Consider the following 24,051-nt stretch of genomic DNA (forward strand, 5'->3'; position numbering starts at 1 on the left):
AATCAAAAAAAACAGAAAACGGGTCTTTTATAAAATTTTCTTAAATTGTCCTACTTTTTAAAATTATATGCGCCCATTTACTATTTTTCGGCTGCCAAAACGGTTTCAATTATTAAAAACCTTTGCCATTACCTTTCTTTTTATATCAGGTATTGTCAGGATTGTGCTGTATTTTTTAAGTTTTGAATATTTCACTTTTCATCCAGTACACTTATTTCAAATTTTCGGTATCGGATTTTTCTTCGACATCGGTGCTTTATCCTATTTTTTAGCATTGTATGCTTGTTACCTACTTCTTGTCCCTAAAAAGTATATTGGAAGTAAAATCGATAGGATCATTACAAAATTTACCTATGGGTTTTTGCTCTTTCTTCTTCTCTTTTCATTTTTAGCAGAAATTCCTTTTTGGCAAGAATATCAGCGTAGGTACAACTTTATTGCAGTAGATTATTTGCTATACACCTATGAAGTTCTGGAAAATATCCACCAGTCGTTTCCAATGCCAGCTCTATTAATTCTTATCACCTTACTTCTCATTGGATGTATTCTTTTTGCCAAACGAAAACTCGCATATCACTCCACTTTTCAAAATACAGATGACTTTGTTTCCCGACTTGTTCCAACTTCAATCACCCTGATGGTAATGGGCGTTTTCCATCTGTATGTATACAATAATCAAGCAGAAGTCTTTGAGAACATCAACGAAAATGAATTGGCAAAATCGGGCTTGTATTCATTTTTTTCAGCATACAAAAGCAATGAATTAAACTTCAATGAATTTTATCAAACAGCTCTCCAAAAAGACCACTTCAAAATTGCACGACAGCATCTAAAATCTCAAAATGAGCAATATATCAACAATTCAAATAGCATTTTACGAAAGGTCTCTCAAGAGGGCTTAGAACGTAAACCAAATATTATTTTTATCGGTCTAGAAAGCATGAATGCTAGTTTTTTAGAGCGCTATGGAAACACCCAAAACCTAACACCAACGATTGACGCGCTTCACAAAAAATCAATTGCCTTTACCAATATGTATGCCACTGGCACAAGGACCATTCGAGGCCTTAAGCAATCAGTTTGTCTATTCCACCAACCCCTGGAAGAAGTATTGTTAAAAGAAAAGACAATGAAAACTTGTTTACTATAGGAGCTGTTTTCAAACAGAAAGGCTATACTAGAACCTTTATCTATGGTGGAGATGCAGCATTTGACAATATGCTGAATTACTTCAGTAACAACGGATTTGACATCGTAGATCGAAAAAAATGGCACCGTGTAACCCCTGCCATCGATACCAAACGAGATCACCTCTCAGATGCCGAAGTGAGTTTTGAAAATGCATGGGCAGCTTGCGATGGGGATCTGTTAACGAAACTGCTACAAGTCGCCGACACACAGTACGAAAAGAAGCAACCCTTTTTTAATTTTGTGATGACCAGTTCCAATCACCAGCCCTATACATTTCCCGAAGGCGTCATCGACTCCAACGAGAAAACCAGAAATAATGCAGTCCGATATTCTGACAAGGCATTGGAGCATTTTTTTACAGAAGCGAAAACCAAGCCATGGTTTAAAAATACGGTTTTCGTGCTTATGGCAGATCATTGTGCTTACAGTGCTGGAAGAACAGAAATCAATATTAAGAACCACCACATCCCTGCTTTTATCTACAATATGGAAGCACAATCCCCTATTGAGGTAGATAAATTATCCTCGCAAATCGATATTTTTCCTACCCTATTTGGATATTTGAATTGGAATTATTTGAACAATTTTTTTGGAAAAGATATCACATTAATGACATCTGAAGAAGAACGCGCATTTATTGGAAATCACAGAAAGGTAGGACTTTTAAAAGACAAGAAATTGACCGTATTGGAAACACAAAAAAAGCATGCTACCTATACATGGAATCAAAAAGAAAACCAGCTGAGCTCCATCAAAACGGACTCACTACTACTTCGGGAAACCATTGGATACTACCAATCTGCATATGAGCTCTTTAAGAATGGAGGGCTTAAAATAAATACTCTCCAAAAATAATGGAATTGACTGTTTGAGAATCAAATAATTAACAGTACATTTGCACTCCTTTTTTAAGGAAAAGTTAATTTATATAAATATACAAAAACTAATAGTGTAATTATGAACACATTAAGTTACAAAACAGTATCAGCAAACAGCGCTACCGTAAACAAGGAGTGGCTTTTAGTTGATGCGGACGGGCAAACGTTGGGTCGTCTAGCTTCTAAAGTAGCAAAGCTCATTAGAGGTAAACACAAACCAAACTTTACTCCTCACGTAGATTGTGGAGACAACGTGGTTATTATCAACGCAGAAAAAATTGTTTTAACTGGTAAAAAATGGAGTGACAAGTCTTACATCCGTCACACAGGATATCCAGGTGGACAAAGATCGTTATCTGCAACAGAAATGTTCGCGAAAGATCCTACAAGATTGATCGAGAAAGCAGTAAAAGGAATGTTGCCTAAAAATATTTTAGGATCAGCGCTTTACAGAAACTTGTATGTATATGCAGGTGGAGAGCACAAACAAGCCGGTCAAGAACCGAAAGTTTTTAACCTAAACGATTATAAATAATGGAGACAGTTCACAAAATCGGAAGAAGAAAGACAGCGGTTGCTCGTATTTATCTTTCTGAAGGAAAAGGAAATATCACTGTAAACAATAAAGAGTATACAAAATATTTTACCACAGGGACTTTACAGTACAAAGTGCAACAACCATTAATGCTTACAGGAGACTTAGAATCGTATGATATCAAAGTAAATGTATATGGTGGTGGTGTTACAGGTCAAGCTGAAGCAATTCGTTTGGCAATCACAAGAGCATTAGTATCAATCAACGAAGAGCACAGATTAGTTTTAAAACCAGAAGGTTTATTGACTCGTGATCCAAGAATGGTTGAACGTAAGAAATTTGGTCAGAAGAAAGCTCGTAAGAAATTTCAATTCTCTAAACGTTAATCTTAGAATTCTTTCTAAATTAATTTTTAAGAGACTGTTATATAATTTAATATTAAACAGTTTAGCATCTAAATATAGAAGACTCGAAAGACTACTCCTATATTGATACAAAACAGAAAGTAAACACATTTATAAAATGGCAAAAGTAAATATTCAAGAATTATTAGAAAATGGAGTGCATTTTGGTCACTTAACAAGAAAGTGGAATCCAAACATGGCTCCTTATATTTATACAGAACGTAATGGTGTACACATCATTGACTTGTATAAAACAGCTGCAAAAATAGAAGAAAGTGCAGATGCATTGCAAAAAATTGCAAACTCTGGACGTAAAATTTTATTTGTTGCAACCAAAAAACAAGCAAAAGATATCGTTGCTGAAAAAGCAAAAGCAGTAAACATGCCCTTCATTACTGAAAGATGGCTAGGAGGAATGTTGACCAACTTTGTAACTATCAGAAAAGCTGTTAAGAAAATGGCAACGATTGATAGAATGAAGTTAGATGGTTCTTTTGATGCATTGTCAAAAAGAGAGAAATTACAAATCAATCGTCAGAGAGAGAAATTGGAAAAGAATTTAGGTTCTATTTCTGATATGACTCGTTTACCTGGAGCAATCTTTGTAGTAGATATCAAGAAAGAACACATTGCAGTTGCAGAAGCTCAAAAATTGAATATTCCAATCTTTGCAATGGTAGATACAAACTCTGATCCTAGATTAGTAGATTATGTAATTCCAGCAAACGATGATGCTTCAAAATCAATTGAAAAAGTTTTATTTCATGTAAGTGAAGCAATCGCTGAAGGTTTGTCTAGCAGAAAAGCAGATAAAGACAAAACTAAAGAAGAGCCAAAAGCGGAAGCAGTAGCAACAGAAGAAACTCCAAAGGCAAAGGTGAAAAAAGTGAAAGCGGAAGAAGTGAAAACTGAAGAAGTTGCAACAGAAGAAGTGAAAGCGGAAACTCCAGCCAAAGAAACAAAATAAGTACAACTTTAAAATAGATATAACATGGAACCAGTAAAGATTAGTGCTGCTGATGTTAAAAAATTAAGAGAAGCGACAGGAGCTGGAATGATGGACTGTAAAAAGGCATTAGTAGAAGCTGCTGGAGATTTCGATAAGGCAATTGATGTTTTACGTAAAAAAGGTCAGAAAATTGCAGCAAAAAGAGCAGATAGAGATTCTACTGAAGGAGTTGCTGTAACAAGAATAAACGCTGACAACACCACAGGTGTTGCGATCGTATTGGCTTGTGAAACTGACTTTGTTGGTAAAAACGATTCTTTTGTAGCATTGGGTGGTCAATTTGCAGACATCGCTTTAAATTATTCAGATAAGGAATCTTTCTTAGCTGCTGATTTTGGAGGAATGACTGTCGCTGACAAATTGATTGAACAAACAGGAGTGATTGGTGAAAAATTAGAAATCACTGCTTTTGAAAGAATTGAAGCTGCGTATGTAGGCGAATATACACACATTGGTAAAATTGCTGCTTTAGTGGGTTTATCAAGTGCTGTTAAAGGTGCAGATACCCTAGCAAAAGACGTAGCAATGCAAATTGCTTCAATGGGAGCTACTACACTGTCTTACAAAGATTTTGACCCTGCATTTGTTGCTTCAGAAACGGAAGCAAGAATTGCGGTCATCGAAAAAGATAATATTGAACTTGGTCGATTAGGGAAAACTTTGAAAAACGTTCCTCAATATATTTCAATGTCTCAATTATCTGACGCGGTCATTGCAAGTGCTGAAGAAGCTGCTAAAGCAGAATTAAAAGCCGAAGGAAAACCAGAACAAATTTGGGATCGTATCTTATGGGAAAAATGGAAAGATTCATTGCAGATAACACGACTTTAGACTTAGAACAATGTTTGTTAGATCAAGCGTTTATCAAAGACGAAAAGAAAAATGTAGCCGCATACGTTGATTCGTATGGTGATGTTTCTATCACTGGCTTTAAAAGAGTTACTTTAGGATAATACTTCCTTTTGAACCTATTGAAAAACCTCACATTTTTGTGAGGTTTTTTTGTTTTAAAAGAAGATGGGCATTCACTACTAATTCTTCACTATTGACAACACATTTTTTAGGTGAATTTTGGTTCGCGCATCATGAAGAATGCGATTCAAAGAACCCAATGAGATTAAGTGGATGATAAATTGTAGAATGGATTTGCGAAAAAATTAATGGACCCCTTGAATTCCCAAAAAAAACTCAAAAAAAAAACGTAATTTTGCGCGACACTTGTTTCCAACGAAGTGGGAGTCTAATCCTATAGAAAATACTATGCAATACAAAAGAATTCTTTTAAAATTAAGTGGAGAAGCCCTAATGGGGGAACGACAATATGGAATTGATCCTAAACGTCTGGCTGAATATGCTAAAGAAATCAAACAAGTTGTAGAATTAGGAATCGAAGTCGCCATTGTTATTGGAGGTGGAAATATTTTTAGAGGAGTTGCAGGTGCCGCAAACGGAATGGATCGCGTACAAGGCGACCATATGGGGATGCTCGCAACCTGTATCAACGGACTAGCCCTCCAAAGTGCCTTGGAAGATGAAGGCGTTATTACACGCTTGCAGACAGCCTTAGAAATCAAGGAAATTGCAGAACCTTATATCAAGAGAAAAGCAATTCGCCACTTGGAAAAAAAACGCGTTGTGATATTTGGTGCGGGAACAGGAAATCCCTACTTCACCACAGATACTGCAGCGGTTTTACGCGCTATTGAAGTAAATGCCGATGCCATTTTGAAAGGTACTCGTGTAGATGGAATTTACAATGTAGATCCAGAAAAGGATAAAAATGCGGTTAAGTTTGAAACCATTACATTTAAAGATGTGATTGAAAAAGGGTTGAAAGTAATGGACATGACTGCATTTACCTTAAGCGAAGAAAACAATTTACCAATCATCGTTTTTGACATGAATACCAATGGAAATTTATTAAAATTAATTACCGGAGAAGATATTGGAACGGTCGTTAGCAATAAATAATCATCCCTTTTAAAATTAGTACCAAAATGAATGAAGAAATTGAATTTATCATAGACAGCGCGAAAGAAGCAATGAATGCTGCTATGGAACATTTAGTGAAAGAATTACGAGCAATTAGAGCAGGAAAAGCAGCTCCTTCTATGTTGGTCAATGTAATGGTGGACTACTATGGTGCGCAAACACCTTTAAGTCAGGTTGCCAACGTCAGCACACCAGATCCTAGGACTATCTCGATTCAGCCTTGGGAAAAAAACATGCTTCAACCCATCGAAAAAGCCATTATGATTGCCAATCTTGGTTTCAATCCTATGAACAATGGAGATGTTATTTTAATCAATGTACCCCCATTGACAGAAGAACGAAGACGCGATTTGTCGAAACAAGCCAAAGCAGAAGCGGAACACGCCAAAGTAGGAATTCGAAATGCGCGTAAAGATGCCAACAACGAAATCAAAAAAACAGACATCGCAGATGATCTGAAAAAAGATTCGGAAGCTTTAGTACAAAAATTAACCGATTCTTATGTAAAGCAAATCGACGAAACCTTTGCTGTCAAAGAAAAGGAAATTATGACAATCTAATTCAACCTCCCTTTTGAAGCTTTTAAAAGACATTTGAGGCATCCATATACTTACCAGCTTGACGAAATGTTCTTGATTATCATATCAAAAACTTCGTCAGGCTTATTTTTTACCTAGCAATTTCCTCTTTTTAGAAACCCTCTTATTTTGTTTCGACCACCCTTAGTAATTCATTATCTTTGTAGAAATTTTTTTGGATGAACTTTTGGACAAAAGTCGCGGGTATTATATTAAGAAACCGTTTTTTAGTTTTAATCATTATTGCTGGTATTACTGCTTTTTTAGCTTCGCAGACCAAGTATATGAAATTTTCATATTCAGAAGCGAATCTCTTACCAGAAAACCACGAAGCCAATCTAGAGTACAATAAATTTTTAGAAATTTTTGGGGAAGAGGGAAACTTAGTGATTTTAGGAATCAAAGATTCAACCGTATTTACTCCCGAAAAATTCAACGCATGGAATAATTTAGTCAATAAATTTGATGATCGAGAAGAAATCGATTTTACCATTTCTATAGCCGATGTTAAAAAATTAAAAAAGGATACCAAAAAAAGAAAGTTTGTTCTAGAGCCTTTGTATGAGGAAGATCCAACGACTACTAAAGAGGTTTTGGCAATCAAAAAACAACTTTTTGAAAAGCTTCCGTTTTATGACAATTTATTGTTCAATAAAGAAACCGGAACTCTGCAAACTGCAATCTATATTAAAAAAGCGATCATTAATACGCCACTGCGTAGAGATTTTATTTTCAACTACCTCAAACCCACTATTGAAGCTTTTGAAAAAGAGACTGGCATGGATGTTCGTATTTCTGGAATGCCCTATATCAGAACCTTAAACGCACAAAATATTCAAGACGAAATTCAACTTTTTGTGGGAGGTGCACTTGGAATTACAGCACTGATTTTCTTTTTCTTTTTCCGTTCGTTTAGGGCAACTTTTATCACTCTTTTGGTGGTGATAATTGGAGTTGTTTGGGCATTTGGTTTTATCGGTCTCTTTCGATATGAAATTACGGTTCTATCTGCATTAATACCTCCCTTAATTATTGTGATTGGGGTTCCTAATGCTGTATTCTTGATTAACAAATATCAGCAGGAAATAAAGAAACATGGGCAACAGGCAAAAGCCTTGCAACGCGTAATTTCAAAAATTGGAAACGCGACCTTGATGACCAACATAACGACTGCATCGGGTTTTGCAACCTTTGTTTTTGTCAAAAGTAATCTCTTGAGAGAGTTTGGGATTTTGGCTTCAGTGAACATCATTAGTATTTTTATTTTGGCACTGTTAATCATTCCTATTTTATACAGTTTTATGCCACTTCCTAAGAAAAAACATTTGAATCACTTAGAAAAAAAGTGGATTGAAAATGTGGTCAATTGGATGGAAAAAATGGTGAGAAATCATCGAATTACGGTCTATTTCGCAACCGTACTTATTATTGTAATTAGTATTATTGGAGTTTATAAAATTAGAGTTTCAGGAAGTTTGATTGAAGACATGCCAAAAGGAATGGACTTCTACAAAGACATTCGTTTCTTTGAAAAAGAATTTGGAGGAATCATGCCCTTAGAGATTTTAATAGACACGAAGAAAGACAAAGGAGTCATGAAATTATCTACCTTAAAAAAGATGGATAAAATTAATGAAGCCATTGAAACGTTCCCAGAATTGTCCAAACCCATCTCTGTGGTGAATTTAGTAAAATACTCGAAACAGGCCTATTACAAAGGAAACCCGAGATATTACCAACTTCCAACTGGACAAGAACAAAGCTATATTTTTGCCTATACCAAAAATTCAAATAGCGATGCGAGTATGCTCAAGACTTTTGTGGATTCTACAGGACGCTATGCTAGAATTACAACATTTATGAAGGATATTGGAACCGACAAAATGGATGTCATCCAACAGCGTTTGAGGTCCGTCATCAACAAAGAATTTCCTTCAGATAAATATTCTGTTTCCATCACTGGAAAAGCATTGGTTTTCATCAAAGGAACCAACTATTTAATTACCAATTTGGTACTTTCTCTTTCATTGGCCATTTTATTGATTGCATTGTTTATGGCATGGATGTTCCGATCACCACAAATGATTCTTATTTCATTAATCCCAAATATTTTACCCCTATTGATCACTGCTGGACTCATGGGCTTTTTTGACATCCCAATAAAACCCTCTACCATCTTAGTTTTTAGTATTGCATTTGGAATTTCGGTCGACGACACCATTCACTTTTTGGCAAAATACAGGCAGGAGTTAATTGCAAATAATTGGCGGATTAAACCCTCTGTATATGCTGCACTGCGAGAAACCGGAGTCAGTATGTTTTATACTTCCATCGTCTTGTTTTTTGGGTTCTTGGTGTTTACGCTTTCCAGTTTTGGAGGTACGATCGCATTGGGAGGATTGGTTTCTGTGACTCTACTTTTGGCAATGGTTTCGAATTTAATTTTGTTACCCTCACTCCTTTTAACTTTCGAAAAGAAAATTGCCAATAAAAAGGTATTTAAAGAACCATCGATAAAAATTTTCCCTAATTCAGATGAAACCACTGAAGAAAGTGAATAACACAATGCTTTAAAGAGCCTCGTTTTATTACATTTTTTCACTTCAAAAAAAGTATATTTGTTTCTTTATTGAACAGATTTTATTCGCGCACATAATAAAATAAAAAGATGATACATAGCAGCGTTGCCACGATCTTAAAATCGGGTACAATTTTACAAGAAGTAACTTTAAATGGATGGGTTAGAACCTTTAGAAGCAATCGCTTTATTGCAGTCAATGACGGTTCTACAATTAATAACATTCAGTGTGTCATTGATTTTGAAAACACCCCAGAAGAAACTTTAAAAAGAATTACAACGGGAGCTGCAATCGCTATCAAAGGAACCTTAGCCGAAAGTCAAGGAAAGGGACAATCGGTAGAAATTCAGGTTTCTGAAATAGAAATTCTTGGAGATTCAAATCCAGATGAATATCCAATACAACCTAAAAAACACAGTTTTGAATTTTTAAGAGAAAATGCACATCTACGTGTGCGCACCAATACCTTTGGAGCTGTAATGAGAGTTCGTTCTGCTTTGTCTTTTGGTGTACATAAATACTTTCAAGAAAACGGTTTTAACTACGTCAATACCCCTATTGTTACTGGTTCAGATGCAGAAGGCGCAGGTGAAATGTTTCGAGTTACAACCTTTGAAGACAACAAAGCTCCCCTAACAGAAGAAGGAAAGATTGATTATGCAAAAGACTTCTTTGGAAAAGAAACTAACTTAACGGTTTCTGGTCAACTAGAAGCAGAAACCTTTGCCATGGCATTGGGGAAAGTTTATACTTTTGGACCCACATTTAGAGCCGAGAACTCCAACACAACTCGCCATTTAGCAGAGTTTTGGATGATTGAACCGGAAGTTGCTTTTATGGATTTGGACGGAAACATGGACTTGTCTGAAGATTTTATCAAATCTGTTTTGACATATGTACTCGAAAATTGTAAAGACGATTTGACCTTTTTGGACCAACGCTTAACTGACGAAGAAAAAACAAAACCTCAGGCAGAAAGAAGTGAGATGTCTCTATTAGAAAAGCTTCATTTTGTAGTAGACAATAATTTTAAGCGTGTTTCATATACCGAAGCTATTGATATTTTGCGCAATTGCAAACCCAATAAAAAGAAGAAATTTCAATATCTTATTGACGAATGGGGATCGGATTTGCAATCGGAACACGAACGTTATTTGGTTGAAAAACACTTCAAATGCCCAGTGATTTTATTTGATTATCCTGCAAATATAAAGGCTTTTTATATGCGTCTGAACGAAGACGGAAAAACAGTTCGAGCCATGGATGTCTTATTTCTGGAATTGGAGAAATGGTGGGAGGAAGCCAAAGAGAAGAACGCTATGATGTTTTGGTTGAAAAAATGAAAGCATTAAAAATCGATGAAAAAGAATTGTGGTGGTATTTAGATTTACGTAAATTTGGAACTGCTGTACATTCTGGTTTTGGATTAGGGTTCGAACGCTTGGTACAATTTACTACAGGAATGAGCAATATTAGAGATGTAATTCCATTTCCAAGAACTCCTCAAAATGCAGAATTTTAATTAGATTTTTGTATCTTTAAAATATGCTAAAGCAAAGTTTACAATACAAACTCTTACAAAAATTATCTCCTCAACAAATTCAGTTGATGAAGCTCATTCAATTGCCTACACAAGCGTTTGAAGAGCGTTTGAAACAAGAAATTGAAGAAAACCCTGCTTTAGATACAGGCAAAGAAGAACCTGATTCTTTTGAAGAAACTTTAGACGACGAATATGACGATGCTGGCACAGAAAAAATAGATACCGATGATATCAATATCGATGAGTATCTGAGTGATGACGACTTCCCAAGTTACAAAACACAAGCCAACAACTATTCAGCAGATGATGAAGAAAAAAATATGCCATACGAATCAGGCACAACCTTTCATCAATCTTTAAAAACTCAATTGAATACCTTTCGCCTTGACGAAGAAGAACGCTTAATTGCAGAATTTTTAGTGGGCAGTATTGATGACAGCGGCTATATCCGTAGAGAAATTATCGACTTAGTGGACGACTTGGCTTTTACGTCTAACATTTTTACTACTGAAGAAAAAGTGGTTTTCCTTCTCAAGAAAGTGGTACATACTCTGGATCCAATTGGAGTGGGGGCTAGAGATCTCAAAGAATGTTTGATTATCCAATTAAAAGGAAAAGAAAGAAACAAAATTCGAGATTTAGCCATACAGATTTTAGAAACTGCTTTTGATCATTTTGTCAAAAAACATTACTCCAAACTTCAAGAAAAATTTTCTATCTCTGAAGAAGAACTAAAAGAGGTAACCATTGAAATCTCTAAGCTCAATCCTAAACCAGAAGCTCCTTTGCCGGCAATAGTAAAATAGCCGAACAGATTGTTCCCGATTTTTCGATCCGAATTCTAGATGGCGAGTTGGACTTGACCTTAAATTCTAGGAATGCGCCAGAATTGCATATTTCTAGAGAGTACAGCAACATGCTTAAAGGCTATCAGGAAGCCAACATAAAAAGCAAGTCGCAAAAAGATGCAGTGTTCTTTATCAAACAAAAACTAGATGCTGCTAAATGGTTTATAGATGCAATCAAACAACGTCAGCAAACCTTATTGGTTACTATGAATACGATTATGCATTATCAATATGATTATTTTTTAACAGGTGATGAACGCAAATTGAAACCGATGATCTTAAAAGATATTGCTGATAAAATAAAGATGGATATTTCTACAGTATCAAGAGTTGCAAACAGTAAATATGTATCGACTCCTTACGGCACGAGATTGATCAAAGAGTTCTTTTCCGAATCGATGAAAAACGATCAAGGTGAAGATGTATCAACCAAAGAAATTAAGAACATTTTAGCATCTATTATTTCTGAAGAGGACAAAAGAAAACCTCATACTGATGAAAAACTAGCAGTCCTTTTAAAGGAAAAAGGCTATCCTATTGCAAGGAGAACCATTGCAAAATACCGAGAACAATTGGAAGTCCCAGTTGCCCGTTTACGAAAAGAAATTTAATGCGATTCCAGAAATTCATATCTGCCATCTTGCATCCCATCGTATTGCCAACAATTGGGGTTTTGATCTACTTTTTGGTGGTTCCTCATTCCATAAGAAGTATTCAAAGACAATACTTTCTTGGTTTCATATTTCTCTTTACCTATATCGTTCCTTTAACAATTTTAGCAGTACTCAAGGGATTGAAACTCATCCACTCTTTTCAGCTCCCTACCTTAAAAGAACGTAAAATTCCACTTTTTATAATGATTTTACTCTTTACCATCTTAGGGGGGATTTTTATAAAACTTTCAGTCTTCAAAGATTTTGGAATGCTTTTTTATGGAACATCATTTGGATTGATCCTTGTGTATGTCTTTTCAAAATTGAATCTAAAAGTTAGTTTGCACTTACTTTCAATGGGAGCAATGGTCGGTTTCTTTATGATGATGGGAATTGAATACATGACCTCTATGATCCCAATACTTGTTTTACTGCTATTGCTATCTGGTTTTCTAGGGAGTTCTCGACTGCATTTAAAGGCACATACACCCCGAGAAGTATACTTAGGTTTTTTCTTTGGAATCATAACGCAAATAAGCACCTACGTCTTCTTATAAAAAATAGAACACCAAACCAAACTTAAGAGCTTTGGTTCGTATGGATTCACCGGCAATGCTTCCCTCCTTATAGATTGGTGACAATCCGTAAAAAAGATGAAAATTAAAGGCATCATATCCTGCAGAAAGGGTCAATCCATACTGTAATTTGGTGTAGTCATTAATATTTGAATAGGAGGCCTGAAGCTCATTTGCATCGATATACTGAAAACGATTTGAAAAGTTATACAGCAGTTTCACCCCTGTATAGATTCTCCAAAATTGATACTTGTTGGCTGTTGAAGTCCTCCATCGAAGTTCAAAGGGAACTTCAATATTGTGAGAAAAATAGGTATTTGAATTGAGTGTATAGTCCTCAGAGAAGACTGTGCCACTATTGAATTCTTGTACTTTTAATTCGTGATTATAGAAATCAAATCCATACCCTGCTCCTAGTGCAATTGAAATTGTTCCTCCCTTGTTAAGAATGATATCTTTCATAAACCCTGTTGAAATCCCATAAGAAAAACCACTTCGTGAAATTGTACTGGGTTGATCGTACATTTGATTATAGGTAATCATGGCATACAATTGATCGTCAGCATATCGATCGCCTAGTTGCAAAGAATCTTTTTGAGCAAGTGCGAATGCACTGCAAAAAAGAAGAAAAGGGAGAAGTACTTTATTCATATTTTTGAAACGAATATTAAAGATACACTTTTTCACGAATTCGACTCAAGAATCCGTCTCAAAATAATTTATCCAAAAAAAAAGCAATCCAGGAAAGGATTGCTTTTTTTTTGTTTTCGATACAAAGAATTACTTTATATCCGAACCCGTATTGGTTGAATAACTTACTTTAAGCGCATTTACATCTCTTAATTTCAATCGAATATCAATAATAGTACCTACACTCGATTGTTTGTCTGCTTTTATAGAAGTCGTCATAAATGGAACCTCAGCTTCTGAAACTTTGGTTCTAGCATTGATAATAAATGCTGGAACTTGATCAGCAGAAGCGATCTTATCATTTAATTGAATCTTATTGTAACCAACACCATATTTAGCGTCTTTTGCTTTTCCGATATATATGGTACTTACCAAACTTTTATGTTCCAATTTCTTTACTTCTGTAGCAGAGGGTAAGGAAGGAGTATCAATTTGTAAGCTTGTTTCTCTCATAGTTGTTGTAACCATGAAGAAAAACAATAGCATAAAAACGATATCTGGTAAGGCTGCTGTATTTACCGCAGGGATTCCTTTTTTTCTCTTTTTAAATTTAGACATACGTGTTAAATTTTAAAATTAGTTTGCCGATGTTGGCTCAGCATCAGAAATAATTTGAGGATATGCACTTTTTATATCCTCCACTTTTTTCTTTAACTCTTCGTTATTTTTATCGTCGCTATAAGCTTTTTCAAGCTCTGTAAAAGACATTCTATAACGTTCTTGACACAATCTATTTCTTAATTCTGTATAAGCTTTCAACAACTCATTTTGTACAACGATATAGGTCCCATAATCAGTTCCTCGATCACTTTGAACAGAAATAATGGCTTTGTTTGGGTGATCGGAAGAAGTACTGCTTCGTTCACCTTTGCAATAGTCGCAAGGTCCTGTAGCTACACCATCTTCAATTTTACCTTCACCTCCACCATTGTCTATAAACTTTACCGCAGCATCTTTTAGTTCTCTAACATTCATCCTGTTCCCTTCTACTAAGAGTTCATTATTCCTGTTAATATTCACTTCAAAGATGTTTTTCTCCTTAATTACTGGAGGAACATAATCTGCTGGTGGCTTTTCAGATAATTTTTTAGATATACCCGAATCCACATTCATAGTCGTTGTTACTAAGAAAAAGATTAATAACAAGAAAGCAATATCTGCCATTGAGCCTGCATTAATTTCTGGAGTCTCTCTTCTTGCCATAATTTATGATTTTATTAATCCTTTAACTAAATCGTATACAAAGAATAAACTTGCTACCAATCCTAAAGCAATGCTAAACCAGATTCCAGTTCCAACCCATTGGTTTGTTGCTGTTCCAGCCTCACCGCCTTCTAGTACTTTATTTTGTGTATCAAGTACTGCGTTGCTGTCTGCCATAAAGTAACATATTATTAATACTACGGCTAAAAGACCTACTCCTAAAACCATTTTCTTTAGGTTTTGAGGATTTTTAATCATACTCCAGACCGATAGTACCAATGCGATAATAACGGAAGCGTACAAAAGAAATGCTGAAAACCATACAATAGGGTTGATCACACTTTGTTGCACAGCTGGGTCATTCTCTAAGGCAGTTGTATCTTCCATAAAAACTCTAATGAAAAGTACAGCACCTATAACAGCGATAACGGCTACGAATATGCTTAAATATTTTGCTAAATTATTATCTTTCATAATGATAATTATTTTTTGTATTTGACTAACAAATCGATTAAAGAGATAGAAGCATCCTCCATATTATTTACGATACTATCGATTTTAGATACGATGTAATTATAAAAAATTTGTAAAATAATTGCTACAACTAATCCAAATACAGTTGTCAAAAGTGCTACTTTAATCCCTACAGCAACTACTCCAGGAGAGATGTCATTCGCTACTGCAATCATATCAAACGCTTTTATCATTCCAATTACAGTTCCCATGAAACCAAGCATCGGTGCTAAAGCGATAAATAAAGATAACCAAGAAATGTTTTTCTCTAATTGTCCCATTTGAACACCACCATAAGAAACTACAGCTTTTTCAGCAGCTTCAACTCCTTCATCTAATCGATCTAACCCTTGGTAAAAAATTGACGCAACAGGTCCTTTTGAATTTCTACAAACCTCTTTTGCAGCTTCAACTCCACCAGAACTTAAAGCTTCATCTACACTCGCTACTAATTTCTTGGTATTGGTTGTTGCCATGTTTAAATAAATAATTCTTTCAATTGCAATGGCTAAACCTAATATTAGGGCTACTAATACAATTCCCATAAATTGTGGGTCACCTTCAATAAAACGTTGTTTTAATTCTTGGTGAAAAGTTTTTTCTTCAGTTACTGCTTCTTGCGCAAAAGTTGATTGAATAGCTCCAAAAAACATAAATCCTGCTACAGTTAGGACATTTACTACTTTTTTCATCTTGGTTATAATTAAATTTTAATAATTAACGGGTTAAAGGTATTCATTTTCGATTCTAAAAAAACAAATTATAAAAAGGAGTTTATTTTAAAACACATTTTTAACACATTCGTTGTTAAGAAGGGGCAATTAACAAAAAAATGTTGAACATTTAAAAAAAAATGAAAGGTTTTTATAAAGATTTAACGGAATAATTTCATTTTTCTGTGAATTGAAGAAAAATAAATTAAAATTTAACATTTCCAAAACTCCTTATCTTAAGAAATCTCACCTCTTAAAGAGCTTTCAAAGAACATTTTAAAGGTAGATGCCTCTAAATTTTCAGCCAATAAGTACATTAATTTCGCAATTGCACTTTCTGTAGTAATATCTTTTCCATTGATCACTCCAATTTCTTTTAAAGCAAGACTTGTTTCATAATGACCCATTACAACACTTCCCCCGGCACATTGTGTCACATTCACAATATGGATTCCTTTTTGGATTGTATCGGCTACTAAATCAAGAAACCATTTTTTGGTTGGTGCATTTCCTGCTCCATAGGTTTCTAAAATTACTCCTTTAAGATTTTTTATTGACAAAATATGCGCAACAACAGTTTCAGTAATCCCTGGAAATAATTTTAAGACAACAATATTAGTGTCTAATTTTTTTCTAATTATTAGTTTTTCTTTAGGATTTTTTTGGTGATGAATCAGATGCTCATTAAAATTCAAATGCACCCCACTTTCTGCCAAGGGAGGATAATTCAAGGAAGTAAAAGCTTCAAATTGTTCAGCATTTACTTTGGTGGTTCTATTGGCTCGGTACAATTTATATTCGAAATACAAACAAACTTCAGAAACTGCTGGTCTTCCATTAATTTTCGCAGCGGCTATTTCGATAGTAGTAATTAAATTCTCTTTAGCATCGGTTCTCAAATCTCCAATAGGTAATTGAGACCCCGTAAAAATGATGGGTTTCTGTAAATTTTCAAACATAAAACTAATGGCAGAGGAAATATAAGACATGGTATCAGAACCTGTCAAGACGACAAATCCGTCATATTTTTCATAATTTACTTCAATCAGCTCTGCAATCTGTACATAATATTCGGTATTCATATTAGAGGAATCGATCAACTCTTCAAACGAAATGCTATCGATACTACAATCCAATTGTTTTAATTCTGGAATTTTCTCTACAATCTGAATAAAATCAAAAGCTTTAAGAGCATTGGTTTTATAATCTTTAACCATCCCAATGGTACCCCCAGTGTAGACAATTAATATGTTGGTTTTATTTGTCATTTTGTCATTTTTACACTCCAAATGATAGAATGGAATACTTTATGCTGTAAAGCTATCAAACAAAAATGAATTACAATTTTAAAAATTAAAAATTATGATGGAATTTTATCTATTGATTGGCGTAATTTCATTGGCAAGCTGGGCAATTAGCAATACCTTGAAAAATAAATTTAAAAAATATTCTCAAATTCAATTGCGAAATGGAATGAGTGGAGCTGAAATTGCTTCCAAAATGCTAGTAGATCATGGTATTTCGGATGTCACTGTCATTTCTACTCCAGGAAAGCTAACAGATCACTACAATCCTCAAAATAAAACAGTCAATTTGAGTGAAGGGGTCTACAATCAAAGAAATGCAGCAGCAGCAGCTGTTGCGGCCCACGAAGTAGGGCATGCAGTTCAACATGCACGTGCTTATCAATGGTTGCAAATGCGTTCTCAATTAGTTCCCATTGTAAGTATCACTTCAAAATTCTCTCAATGGTTGGTTATTGGAGGAATCATTTTAGGAGCTGCTTCTGGCGCAACAGGCGTTGGATTTTATATTGCTGTTGCGGGATTAATTTTTATGGGCTTTGCCACCTTATTTAGTTTTATTACCCTTCCTGTAGAATATGACGCGAGCAATAGAGCATTGGCATGGTTACAAAACAAAAACATGGTTTCTCAACAAGAATTGGCAGGTGCCACCGACGCACTCAAATGGGCTGCAAGAACTTATTTGGTTGCTGCTTTGGGCTCTTTGGCTATGTTGCTGTATTGGGGATTGCAAATTTTAGGAAATCGAGATTGATTTCATCTAGGTACTGAGTAGATTTTTTGTTTAGAAAGCTAAAAATACGTTTGAATTTCAAACGTATTTTTTTTTGATGCAACCTTTCTTAAACTACACACGTCTAACAGTTGTAAAAGAGCAACAAAGTGATTCAAATTCTATGCGACTTAAAATTCCGAATGTAACAAATTGGCGTTTTAAAAGTCCTTTAATAAAAAACCTATGAAATTTTTAATCTCCATTGTACTACTTTTCCTGTTTGGAATGAATTCTGTTTTTTCTCAATATTCAATTAAGGGACAGATTACCGATTCTCAAGAGCAACCCCTGCCTTATGTCAATATAGTTCTATATTCCATTACCGATCTTAAAAATCCAAAAGGAACTGTTTCTGATGAGAATGGAGCATTTGAATTTCAGAAAATCGTTGAAGGAAACTACCGCATCGAAATCTCGAGCTTAGGTTTTGAAAATCAAAATATTGAGGAATTTGAACTAAAGGCTAACAAAATCTTACCCATCATCTTAAAAGAAGAAAGTACAGAACTAAACGAAGTCATCATTAAGAGTAAGCGACCAGTGATAAAACAAACTGCCGAAAAATTAATTGTAGACTTAGAAAAATCGGAAATGGTCAACACCTCTTTGCAGGATGTAATGCGGAAGATCCCAGGAGTTTTGGTCACCGACTCCGGCATTTCAATTGCAGGAAACAGTGGTGTTCGAATCTTAATCAATGGGAAAACAACGGCCTACATGGATATTGAAACCTTACTTCGTGATTTCCCTGCAGATAATATTTCAAAAATTGAAGTAGTAGAACAGCCTTAGTGCTGAATATGAAGCTACGGGTAGCGGTGCTATTATCAATATTATTTTAAAAAAGAACGTCAAATTAGGAACTCATGGAACTGTAAATTCGTGGATGGGTGAAGATCAAGGTTTTGAATGGGGTTCTGGATTTTCTATTGCTAGTTATAAAAACAAATTAAATTGGCAAACGAGTGTTAATTACTCACAACCTACTTGGCGAAAAGATTTATTTTTAGTAAGAACCGTTGGAAATGAGGTCTATGATCAAGTAAGCACAGAGCCTTTCGATCCTGATAATTTTACCATACGTGGAGGCATCGATTACTATATTCATCAAAATCACTCCATCGGAATTGGCACAAGCCTAAACACTATGAAATTGACAAGAATAGCGAGTAGCCGGACGATTATCTCCGATGACATTCAAACCAATACACTATTTTCTGAAAATTCGTTTGATCGAGATCGTAATGATTTCAACATCAACCCCTATTATGAATACAAAACAGACAGTGACAAACTCGTTGTTGATTTTAATTATGTAGATTTTACCAACGACAATACCAATATATTGTCTGACATAGCTGGGAGTACCGTCCCTTTTAAAGATCGTAGGTATATTCAAAATGGAAACTATAAAATCCAAACCTACCGTATCGATTACTCAAAAACCATTTCAGATCATTATAAATTGAGTGCAGGCTCTCGATATGCTGTTGTGAAAACAGATAATGACTTACAATCTTTTTTAGAAATTAACAACAATTTTGAGCCTCAAGAAGCTGAGAGCAGTCGATTTGTTATTGATGAACGTATTTTTGCAGTGTACACGAAAATAGATGCCAGTATAGACGACTGGTCTTTTTCTGGAGGCTTGCGGTATGAAGATAGTCAAACCGACGGAACCTCTACCTTTCTTAAGAATAAAGAACTGACTTCAGAAGTCCAAAAAAGACCAATTCAAAAACTATTTCCAAGTGCCTCCTTCAGTAAAAAATTGACAGATATTTTGGGTGCGAGTGTCTCTTATAGTTATCGAATCCAAAGACCCTCTTACAATAGTTTGAATTCTTTTACGACCTATTTAGATCCCTATTCTGCTGGAGAAGGAAATCCACAATTGACTCCTTCTTATACCCATAATTACCAATTCAATTTAACTTATAAAAACCAACCTTTTTTTACCATTGGATATCAAGAAACCGACGATGTAATTTTTGACTTGATTAAGCAAGACAATACGACCGCACAAATACGTCAACAAGAAGTCAATGTAGAACAGAACTCCAATTGGAACTTTCGCTTATTTGCTCCTGTAAACTTCCTCAAGGGCTTAGAAGGTTATACAGGTGTGATTGTAACCAATACCGATTATCAGTCATCTAATTTTACTATTGATTTGAATCAATGGAACTTCATTTGGTTTCTACAAGCAAATTATCAATTGCCATGGGAGGTGAATTTTGAAGTGAATGGAAATTATGGAACGGGTGCTTTGGAAGGACAAATTGAAGTTGAATGGCTAGCTGGTTTGGATTTTTCTTTTGGAAAGAAATTTTTTGACGATGCCTTAAAAGTAAATCTTGGGTTTAACAAAATGCTCAACAGAGGTTTTGTTGGAAATATCGATTATGGGAACGGAATTGCTGCCATTGAGAGCATTGACTCAAGACAAAATATTCAGTTAAAACTCATCTACAATTTTGGTTCTAAATTTGGAAAAAAGAAAGCGTCCAGAAACACCAATACTGATGAAGAAGATCGAATTCGAGATGGCCAATAAATTTTAAACATTGATTAAACTATGGAATCTTGAACACTATGACCTTCATTAATCGCCTTTCAAACTAGCTATGCATTCCTTCAAGCAAAAAACCTTTTCGATTGCTCAAAAAGGTTTTTTTGTATTTGAAAAGTATAAAATTTAGCATGCTAACGTTTAGTCATTTAACTTTAAAACTGCCATAAATGCTTCTTGCGGAATTTCAACATTCCCCACTTGTCGCATTCTCTTCTTTCCTTTTTTCTGTTTTTCCAACAACTTGCGCTTTCGAGAAATATCTCCTCCATAACATTTTGCTGTTACATCTTTACGCAAGGCCTTGGTCGTTTCTCTGGCAATAATTTTGGCACCAATTGCAGCTTGAATAGGAATATCAAACTGTTGTCTTGGAATTAATTGCTTTAATTTCTCTACAATTTTCTTCCCGATACCGTAAGCATTATCGGCATGCAATAAGGCTGAGAGTGCATCAACAGGTTGTGCGTTTAATAAAATATCTACACGAACTAATTTTGACTCCCGCATTCCGATAGGAGAATAATCAAAAGAAGCATATCCTTTTGAAACGGTTTTCAAACGATCATAAAAGTCAAATACAATTTCGGCCAACGGCATGTCAAAAGTCAACTCGACACGTTCGGTTGTTAAATAGGTTTGATTGGTGATTTCTCCACGTTTTTCAATACACAACCCCATTACTTGTCCAACAAAGTCAGACTTCGTTATAATTGAAGCTTTGATAAATGGTTCCTCAACTCGATCCAATCTCGAAGGATCGGGCAGGTCTGTAGGATTGTTCAACAAAATCATTTCCGTTGGATCTTTCCTCGTATAAGCGTGATAAGACACGTTGGGAACGGTGGTAATTACCGTCATATTAAATTCGCGCTCTAATCGTTCTTGAATAATCTCCATGTGTAACATTCCTAGAAATCCACATCGGAAACCAAAGCCTAAAGCAGCAGAACTTTCTGGAACAAAGACCAAGGAAGCATCGTTCAATTGAAGCTTTTCCATTGAATAACGAAGCTCTTCGTAATCTTCAGTGTCTACAGGATAAATTCCTGCAAAAACCATCGGTTTTACATCTTCAAACCCATCAACAATTTCTGTAGTTGGATTTACTGCATCGGTTATGGTGTCTCCTACTTTTACTTCTTTGGCTGTTTTTATTCCGGTAATCAAATACCCTACATCTCCTGTTTTGACAGATTGCTTTACAACTTGACTCAGCTTTAAAGTTCCTACCTCATCGGCAAAATACTCGTTATCGGTTGCCATGAATTTAATGCGCTGTCCTTTTTTAATTTCTCCATTAAAAACTCTAAAATAAGTTTCAATTCCACGATACGAATTGTACACTGAATCGAAAATTAAGGCTTGTAGAGGTGCATTGGGATCTCCTTTTGGAGCAGGAATTTTATTGATAATAGCTTCTAAAATATTTTCAATACCAAAACCAGTTTTTCCACTTGCATGAATTACATCTTCTGGGTCACAGCCTAACAAATCAACAATATCGTCAGTTACTTCTTCTGGATTTGCAGAAGGTAAATCTACTTTGTTTAGCACAGGAATAATTTCTAGATCATTCTCAAGTGCCAAGTATAAATTTGAAATTGTTTGTGCTTGAATACTTTGAGCTGCATCTACGATTAACAAAGCGCCTTCACAAGCTGCAATGGAACGAGAAACTTCGTACGAGAAATCTACGTGTCCAGGAGTGTCAATTAAATTCAAAATAAACTGTTCTCCATTATGAGTATAATCCATTTGGATGGCATGGGATTTAATAGTGATCCCGCGTTCGCGTTCCAAATCCATACTATCTAACAACTGGGCTTTCTTTTCCCGATCGGTTACAGTCTTTGTAAAATCTAACAATCTATCTGCTAATGTACTTTTACCGTGATCAATATGTGCGATAATGCAAAAGTTTCTAATATTCTTCATCTGTTAAATTTGATTTCTAAAGTGGTTGCAAAGATAGGTTTTTTCAATCTCAAAACAACAATAAGTATTGGTGTTCAAAGAAAGCCAAAAACACCTATATTTTGAATAGAATGTCCAACTCTTGAATCAAAAAACAAACTCAAATTATCCTATTGAAATCAGTCTAGCCATTCTGCAATAAACAAATTGGTGTCTCTGATTACTGTATTTCAGAATGGCAGTCCTGTTAGTCCTGCCATTCTGCAATAAACAAATTGGTGTCTCTGATTACTGAATTTCAGAATGGCAGTCCTGTTAGTCTTGCCATTCTGCAATAAACAAATTGGTGTCTCTGATTGCTGTATTTCAGAATGGCAGTCCTGTTAGTCTTGCCATTCTGCAATAAACAAATTGGTGTCTCTGATTGCTGTATTTCAGAATGGCAGTCCTGTTAGTCCTGCCATTCTGCAATAAACAAATTGGTGTCTCTCCCACCTCCATTATTTCTATTCGAAGAAAAGGCCAGTTTTTTTCCATCGTTTGAAAACACAGGAAACGCGTCAAAGGTTTCTCCATGGGTAACTCTTTCTAAATTTTTACCATCCAAATCGATCAAATACAAGTTGAATGGGAAACCTCTTTCTGCTTCAAAATTTGAAGAAAATAAAATCTTCTTCCCGGAAGGGTGAAAAAATGGACTCCAATTTGCGTTTCCTAAATCGGTCAATTGACGCAACTCAGAACCGTCTGCATTACAGATATACAATTCCATTTCGGTAGGTTCAACCATTCCATCGGCTAATAGATCTGTATACGCTTTGATAGCCTCTTTTGTTTTTGGCCTCGATGATCGAAAGATGATTTTTGACCCATCTGGCGAGAAAAAAGCACCTCCATCATACCCTAATTCGTCAGTAATTTGCAGCACATTCGATCCGTCAATATTCATGGTATACAACTCTAAATCTCCACTACGAGTAGACGTAAAGACAATCTTATCCCCTTTTGGCGATACGGTTGGCTCTGCATCATAACCTTTTTCGTTGGTCAATTGTTGTACAATATTTCCCTGAAGGTCTGCCTTAAAAATATCAAAACTATCATAAACTGGCCAAATGTATTTTCCGTTTTTACGCAATGGAACTTCTGGGCATTCATCATCGACCAAATGCGTTGAAGCATAAATAATATGTTTGTTGTCTGGCAAAAAATAGGCACAAGTAGTACGTCCTTTTCCCGTTGAAATCATTGGAGGGATTTGGTCTTTAAATGAAGCATTCGCGTTCATTAAAAACATTTGATCACAACTTACATTCCAGTTTTTGTTGTTCGATTGAAAAACCAATTGGGCATCGTCAAAACTCCAGTAAGCTTCAGCATTGTCACTCCCAAAAGTCACTTGTCGGAGGCTCTTAAAATGAACTTCTTCAGGATATATTAAGGAATCTTGAGTAACGACCTTTTCTACTGCTTTTATTTCAGGAGTTGTAGGAGTCTTTTTGCAAGACGCAAAAAACAAAGCAAATACTAATAGACAAACAATTCTCATTTTCTTTTTTATTAATTAACTTTACAA

20 protein-coding genes and 3 pseudogenes are annotated in these 24,051 nt (G+C 35.3%); 15 read left to right on the forward strand and 8 right to left on the reverse strand.

Annotated features, from left to right (window positions below; translation table 11 throughout):
- The first annotated feature begins 67 nt into the window (after positions 1 to 67).
- The 12 genes and pseudogenes from RRF69_RS03735 (at position 68) to RRF69_RS03790 (ending at position 12,767) form a co-directional block, all read left to right on the forward strand.
- Entirely contained in the window at positions 68 to 1,150 is a 1,083-nt protein-coding gene (locus RRF69_RS03735) for a sulfatase-like hydrolase/transferase (RefSeq protein ID WP_316940625.1), read from the forward strand.
- A complete protein-coding gene (locus RRF69_RS03740; protein WP_316940626.1) occupies positions 1,138 to 2,046 on the forward strand; it encodes an LTA synthase family protein in 909 nt (302 codons plus the stop codon). The genes RRF69_RS03735 and RRF69_RS03740 overlap by 13 nt, the downstream gene beginning before the upstream one ends.
- A gap of 102 nt (positions 2,047 to 2,148) precedes the next feature.
- Positions 2,149 to 2,604, forward strand: coding sequence for a 50S ribosomal protein L13 (gene rplM / locus RRF69_RS03745; protein ID WP_316940627.1), 456 nt, complete (start codon positions 2,149 to 2,151; stop codon positions 2,602 to 2,604).
- The gene (gene rpsI / locus RRF69_RS03750) at positions 2,604 to 2,990 is read left to right on the forward strand and encodes a 30S ribosomal protein S9 (RefSeq protein ID WP_316940628.1); all 387 of its coding nucleotides are present in this window, start codon (positions 2,604 to 2,606) and stop codon (positions 2,988 to 2,990) included. The genes rplM and rpsI overlap by 1 nt, the downstream gene beginning before the upstream one ends.
- Positions 2,991 to 3,126: 136 nt before the next feature.
- Complete coding sequence (gene rpsB, locus RRF69_RS03755) at positions 3,127 to 3,975, forward strand: 30S ribosomal protein S2 (protein WP_316940629.1); 849 nt, start codon at positions 3,127 to 3,129, stop codon at positions 3,973 to 3,975.
- Between the two features lie 24 nt (positions 3,976 to 3,999).
- Positions 4,000 to 4,970: pseudogene (gene tsf / locus RRF69_RS03760) on the forward strand (translation elongation factor Ts).
- 307 nt (positions 4,971 to 5,277) lie between these two features.
- Complete coding sequence (pyrH, locus tag RRF69_RS03765) at positions 5,278 to 5,988, forward strand: UMP kinase (RefSeq protein ID WP_316940630.1); 711 nt, start codon at positions 5,278 to 5,280, stop codon at positions 5,986 to 5,988.
- A 26-nt stretch (positions 5,989 to 6,014) separates the two neighbouring features.
- A complete protein-coding gene (frr, locus tag RRF69_RS03770) occupies positions 6,015 to 6,569 on the forward strand; it encodes a ribosome recycling factor (protein ID WP_316940631.1) in 555 nt (184 codons plus the stop codon).
- A gap of 197 nt (positions 6,570 to 6,766) precedes the next feature.
- Positions 6,767 to 9,148 (forward strand): efflux RND transporter permease subunit, encoded by a 2,382-nt coding sequence (locus tag RRF69_RS03775; protein ID WP_316940632.1) that lies wholly within the window; start codon positions 6,767 to 6,769, stop codon positions 9,146 to 9,148.
- 107 nt (positions 9,149 to 9,255) lie between these two features.
- Positions 9,256 to 10,688, forward strand: a pseudogene (gene asnS / locus RRF69_RS03780) (asparagine--tRNA ligase).
- Positions 10,689 to 10,711: 23 nt separating this feature from the next.
- Positions 10,712 to 12,168: pseudogene (gene rpoN / locus RRF69_RS03785) on the forward strand (RNA polymerase factor sigma-54).
- Positions 12,168 to 12,767, forward strand: a complete 600-nt coding sequence (locus tag RRF69_RS03790) for a hypothetical protein (RefSeq protein WP_316940633.1) — start codon at positions 12,168 to 12,170, stop codon at positions 12,765 to 12,767. The pseudogene rpoN and the gene RRF69_RS03790 overlap by 1 nt, the downstream one beginning before the upstream one ends.
- Here the strand turns inward: RRF69_RS03790 and RRF69_RS03795 are convergent.
- From RRF69_RS03795 to RRF69_RS03820, 6 genes are all read right to left on the reverse strand, one after another.
- On the reverse strand, positions 12,762 to 13,436 hold the full coding sequence (locus RRF69_RS03795; protein ID WP_316940634.1) for a porin family protein: 675 nt from the start codon (positions 13,434 to 13,436) through the stop codon (positions 12,762 to 12,764). The genes RRF69_RS03790 and RRF69_RS03795 overlap by 6 nt on opposite strands.
- 129 nt (positions 13,437 to 13,565) lie before the next feature.
- A complete protein-coding gene (locus RRF69_RS03800) occupies positions 13,566 to 14,033 on the reverse strand; it encodes a biopolymer transporter ExbD (RefSeq protein WP_316940635.1) in 468 nt (155 codons plus the stop codon).
- An 18-nt stretch (positions 14,034 to 14,051) separates the two neighbouring features.
- A complete protein-coding gene (locus RRF69_RS03805) occupies positions 14,052 to 14,678 on the reverse strand; it encodes a biopolymer transporter ExbD (protein ID WP_316940636.1) in 627 nt (208 codons plus the stop codon).
- Between the two features lie 3 nt (positions 14,679 to 14,681).
- Positions 14,682 to 15,152, reverse strand: coding sequence for a hypothetical protein (locus tag RRF69_RS03810; protein WP_316940637.1), 471 nt, complete (start codon positions 15,150 to 15,152; stop codon positions 14,682 to 14,684).
- A gap of 8 nt (positions 15,153 to 15,160) precedes the next feature.
- Positions 15,161 to 15,883: a MotA/TolQ/ExbB proton channel family protein gene (locus RRF69_RS03815; protein WP_316940638.1), complete on the reverse strand. Its 723-nt coding sequence runs from the start codon at positions 15,881 to 15,883 to the stop codon at positions 15,161 to 15,163.
- Positions 15,884 to 16,140: 257 nt separating this feature from the next.
- The gene (locus RRF69_RS03820) at positions 16,141 to 17,172 is read right to left on the reverse strand and encodes an asparaginase (protein ID WP_316940639.1); all 1,032 of its coding nucleotides are present in this window, start codon (positions 17,170 to 17,172) and stop codon (positions 16,141 to 16,143) included.
- A 94-nt stretch (positions 17,173 to 17,266) separates the two neighbouring features.
- On the opposite strand from RRF69_RS03820, the gene RRF69_RS03825 reads away from it, so the two are divergent.
- From RRF69_RS03825 to RRF69_RS03835, 3 genes are all read left to right on the forward strand, one after another.
- Positions 17,267 to 17,965: a zinc metallopeptidase gene (locus RRF69_RS03825; RefSeq protein ID WP_316940640.1), complete on the forward strand. Its 699-nt coding sequence runs from the start codon at positions 17,267 to 17,269 to the stop codon at positions 17,963 to 17,965.
- A gap of 204 nt (positions 17,966 to 18,169) precedes the next feature.
- Entirely contained in the window at positions 18,170 to 18,778 is a 609-nt protein-coding gene (locus tag RRF69_RS03830; RefSeq protein WP_316940641.1) for a TonB-dependent receptor, read from the forward strand.
- Between the two features lie 94 nt (positions 18,779 to 18,872).
- The gene (locus tag RRF69_RS03835; protein WP_316940642.1) at positions 18,873 to 20,543 is read left to right on the forward strand and encodes an outer membrane beta-barrel family protein; all 1,671 of its coding nucleotides are present in this window, start codon (positions 18,873 to 18,875) and stop codon (positions 20,541 to 20,543) included.
- Positions 20,544 to 20,699: 156 nt separating this feature from the next.
- On the opposite strand, the gene lepA is transcribed toward RRF69_RS03835, so the two are convergent.
- Together lepA and RRF69_RS03845 are read right to left on the reverse strand one after the other, a co-directional pair.
- Positions 20,700 to 22,496 carry a translation elongation factor 4 gene (lepA, locus tag RRF69_RS03840; protein WP_316940643.1) on the reverse strand — a complete coding sequence of 599 codons (1,797 nt, stop codon included), beginning with the start codon at positions 22,494 to 22,496 and terminating at the stop codon, positions 20,700 to 20,702.
- A gap of 430 nt (positions 22,497 to 22,926) precedes the next feature.
- Positions 22,927 to 24,024, reverse strand: coding sequence for a hypothetical protein (locus tag RRF69_RS03845; protein ID WP_316940644.1), 1,098 nt, complete (start codon positions 24,022 to 24,024; stop codon positions 22,927 to 22,929).
- Between the last annotated feature and the right edge of the window lie 27 nt (positions 24,025 to 24,051).

Origin of the sequence: Polaribacter sp. HL-MS24 (assembly GCF_032758595.1) — a bacterium.
Classification (GTDB): domain Bacteria; phylum Bacteroidota; class Bacteroidia; order Flavobacteriales; family Flavobacteriaceae; genus Polaribacter.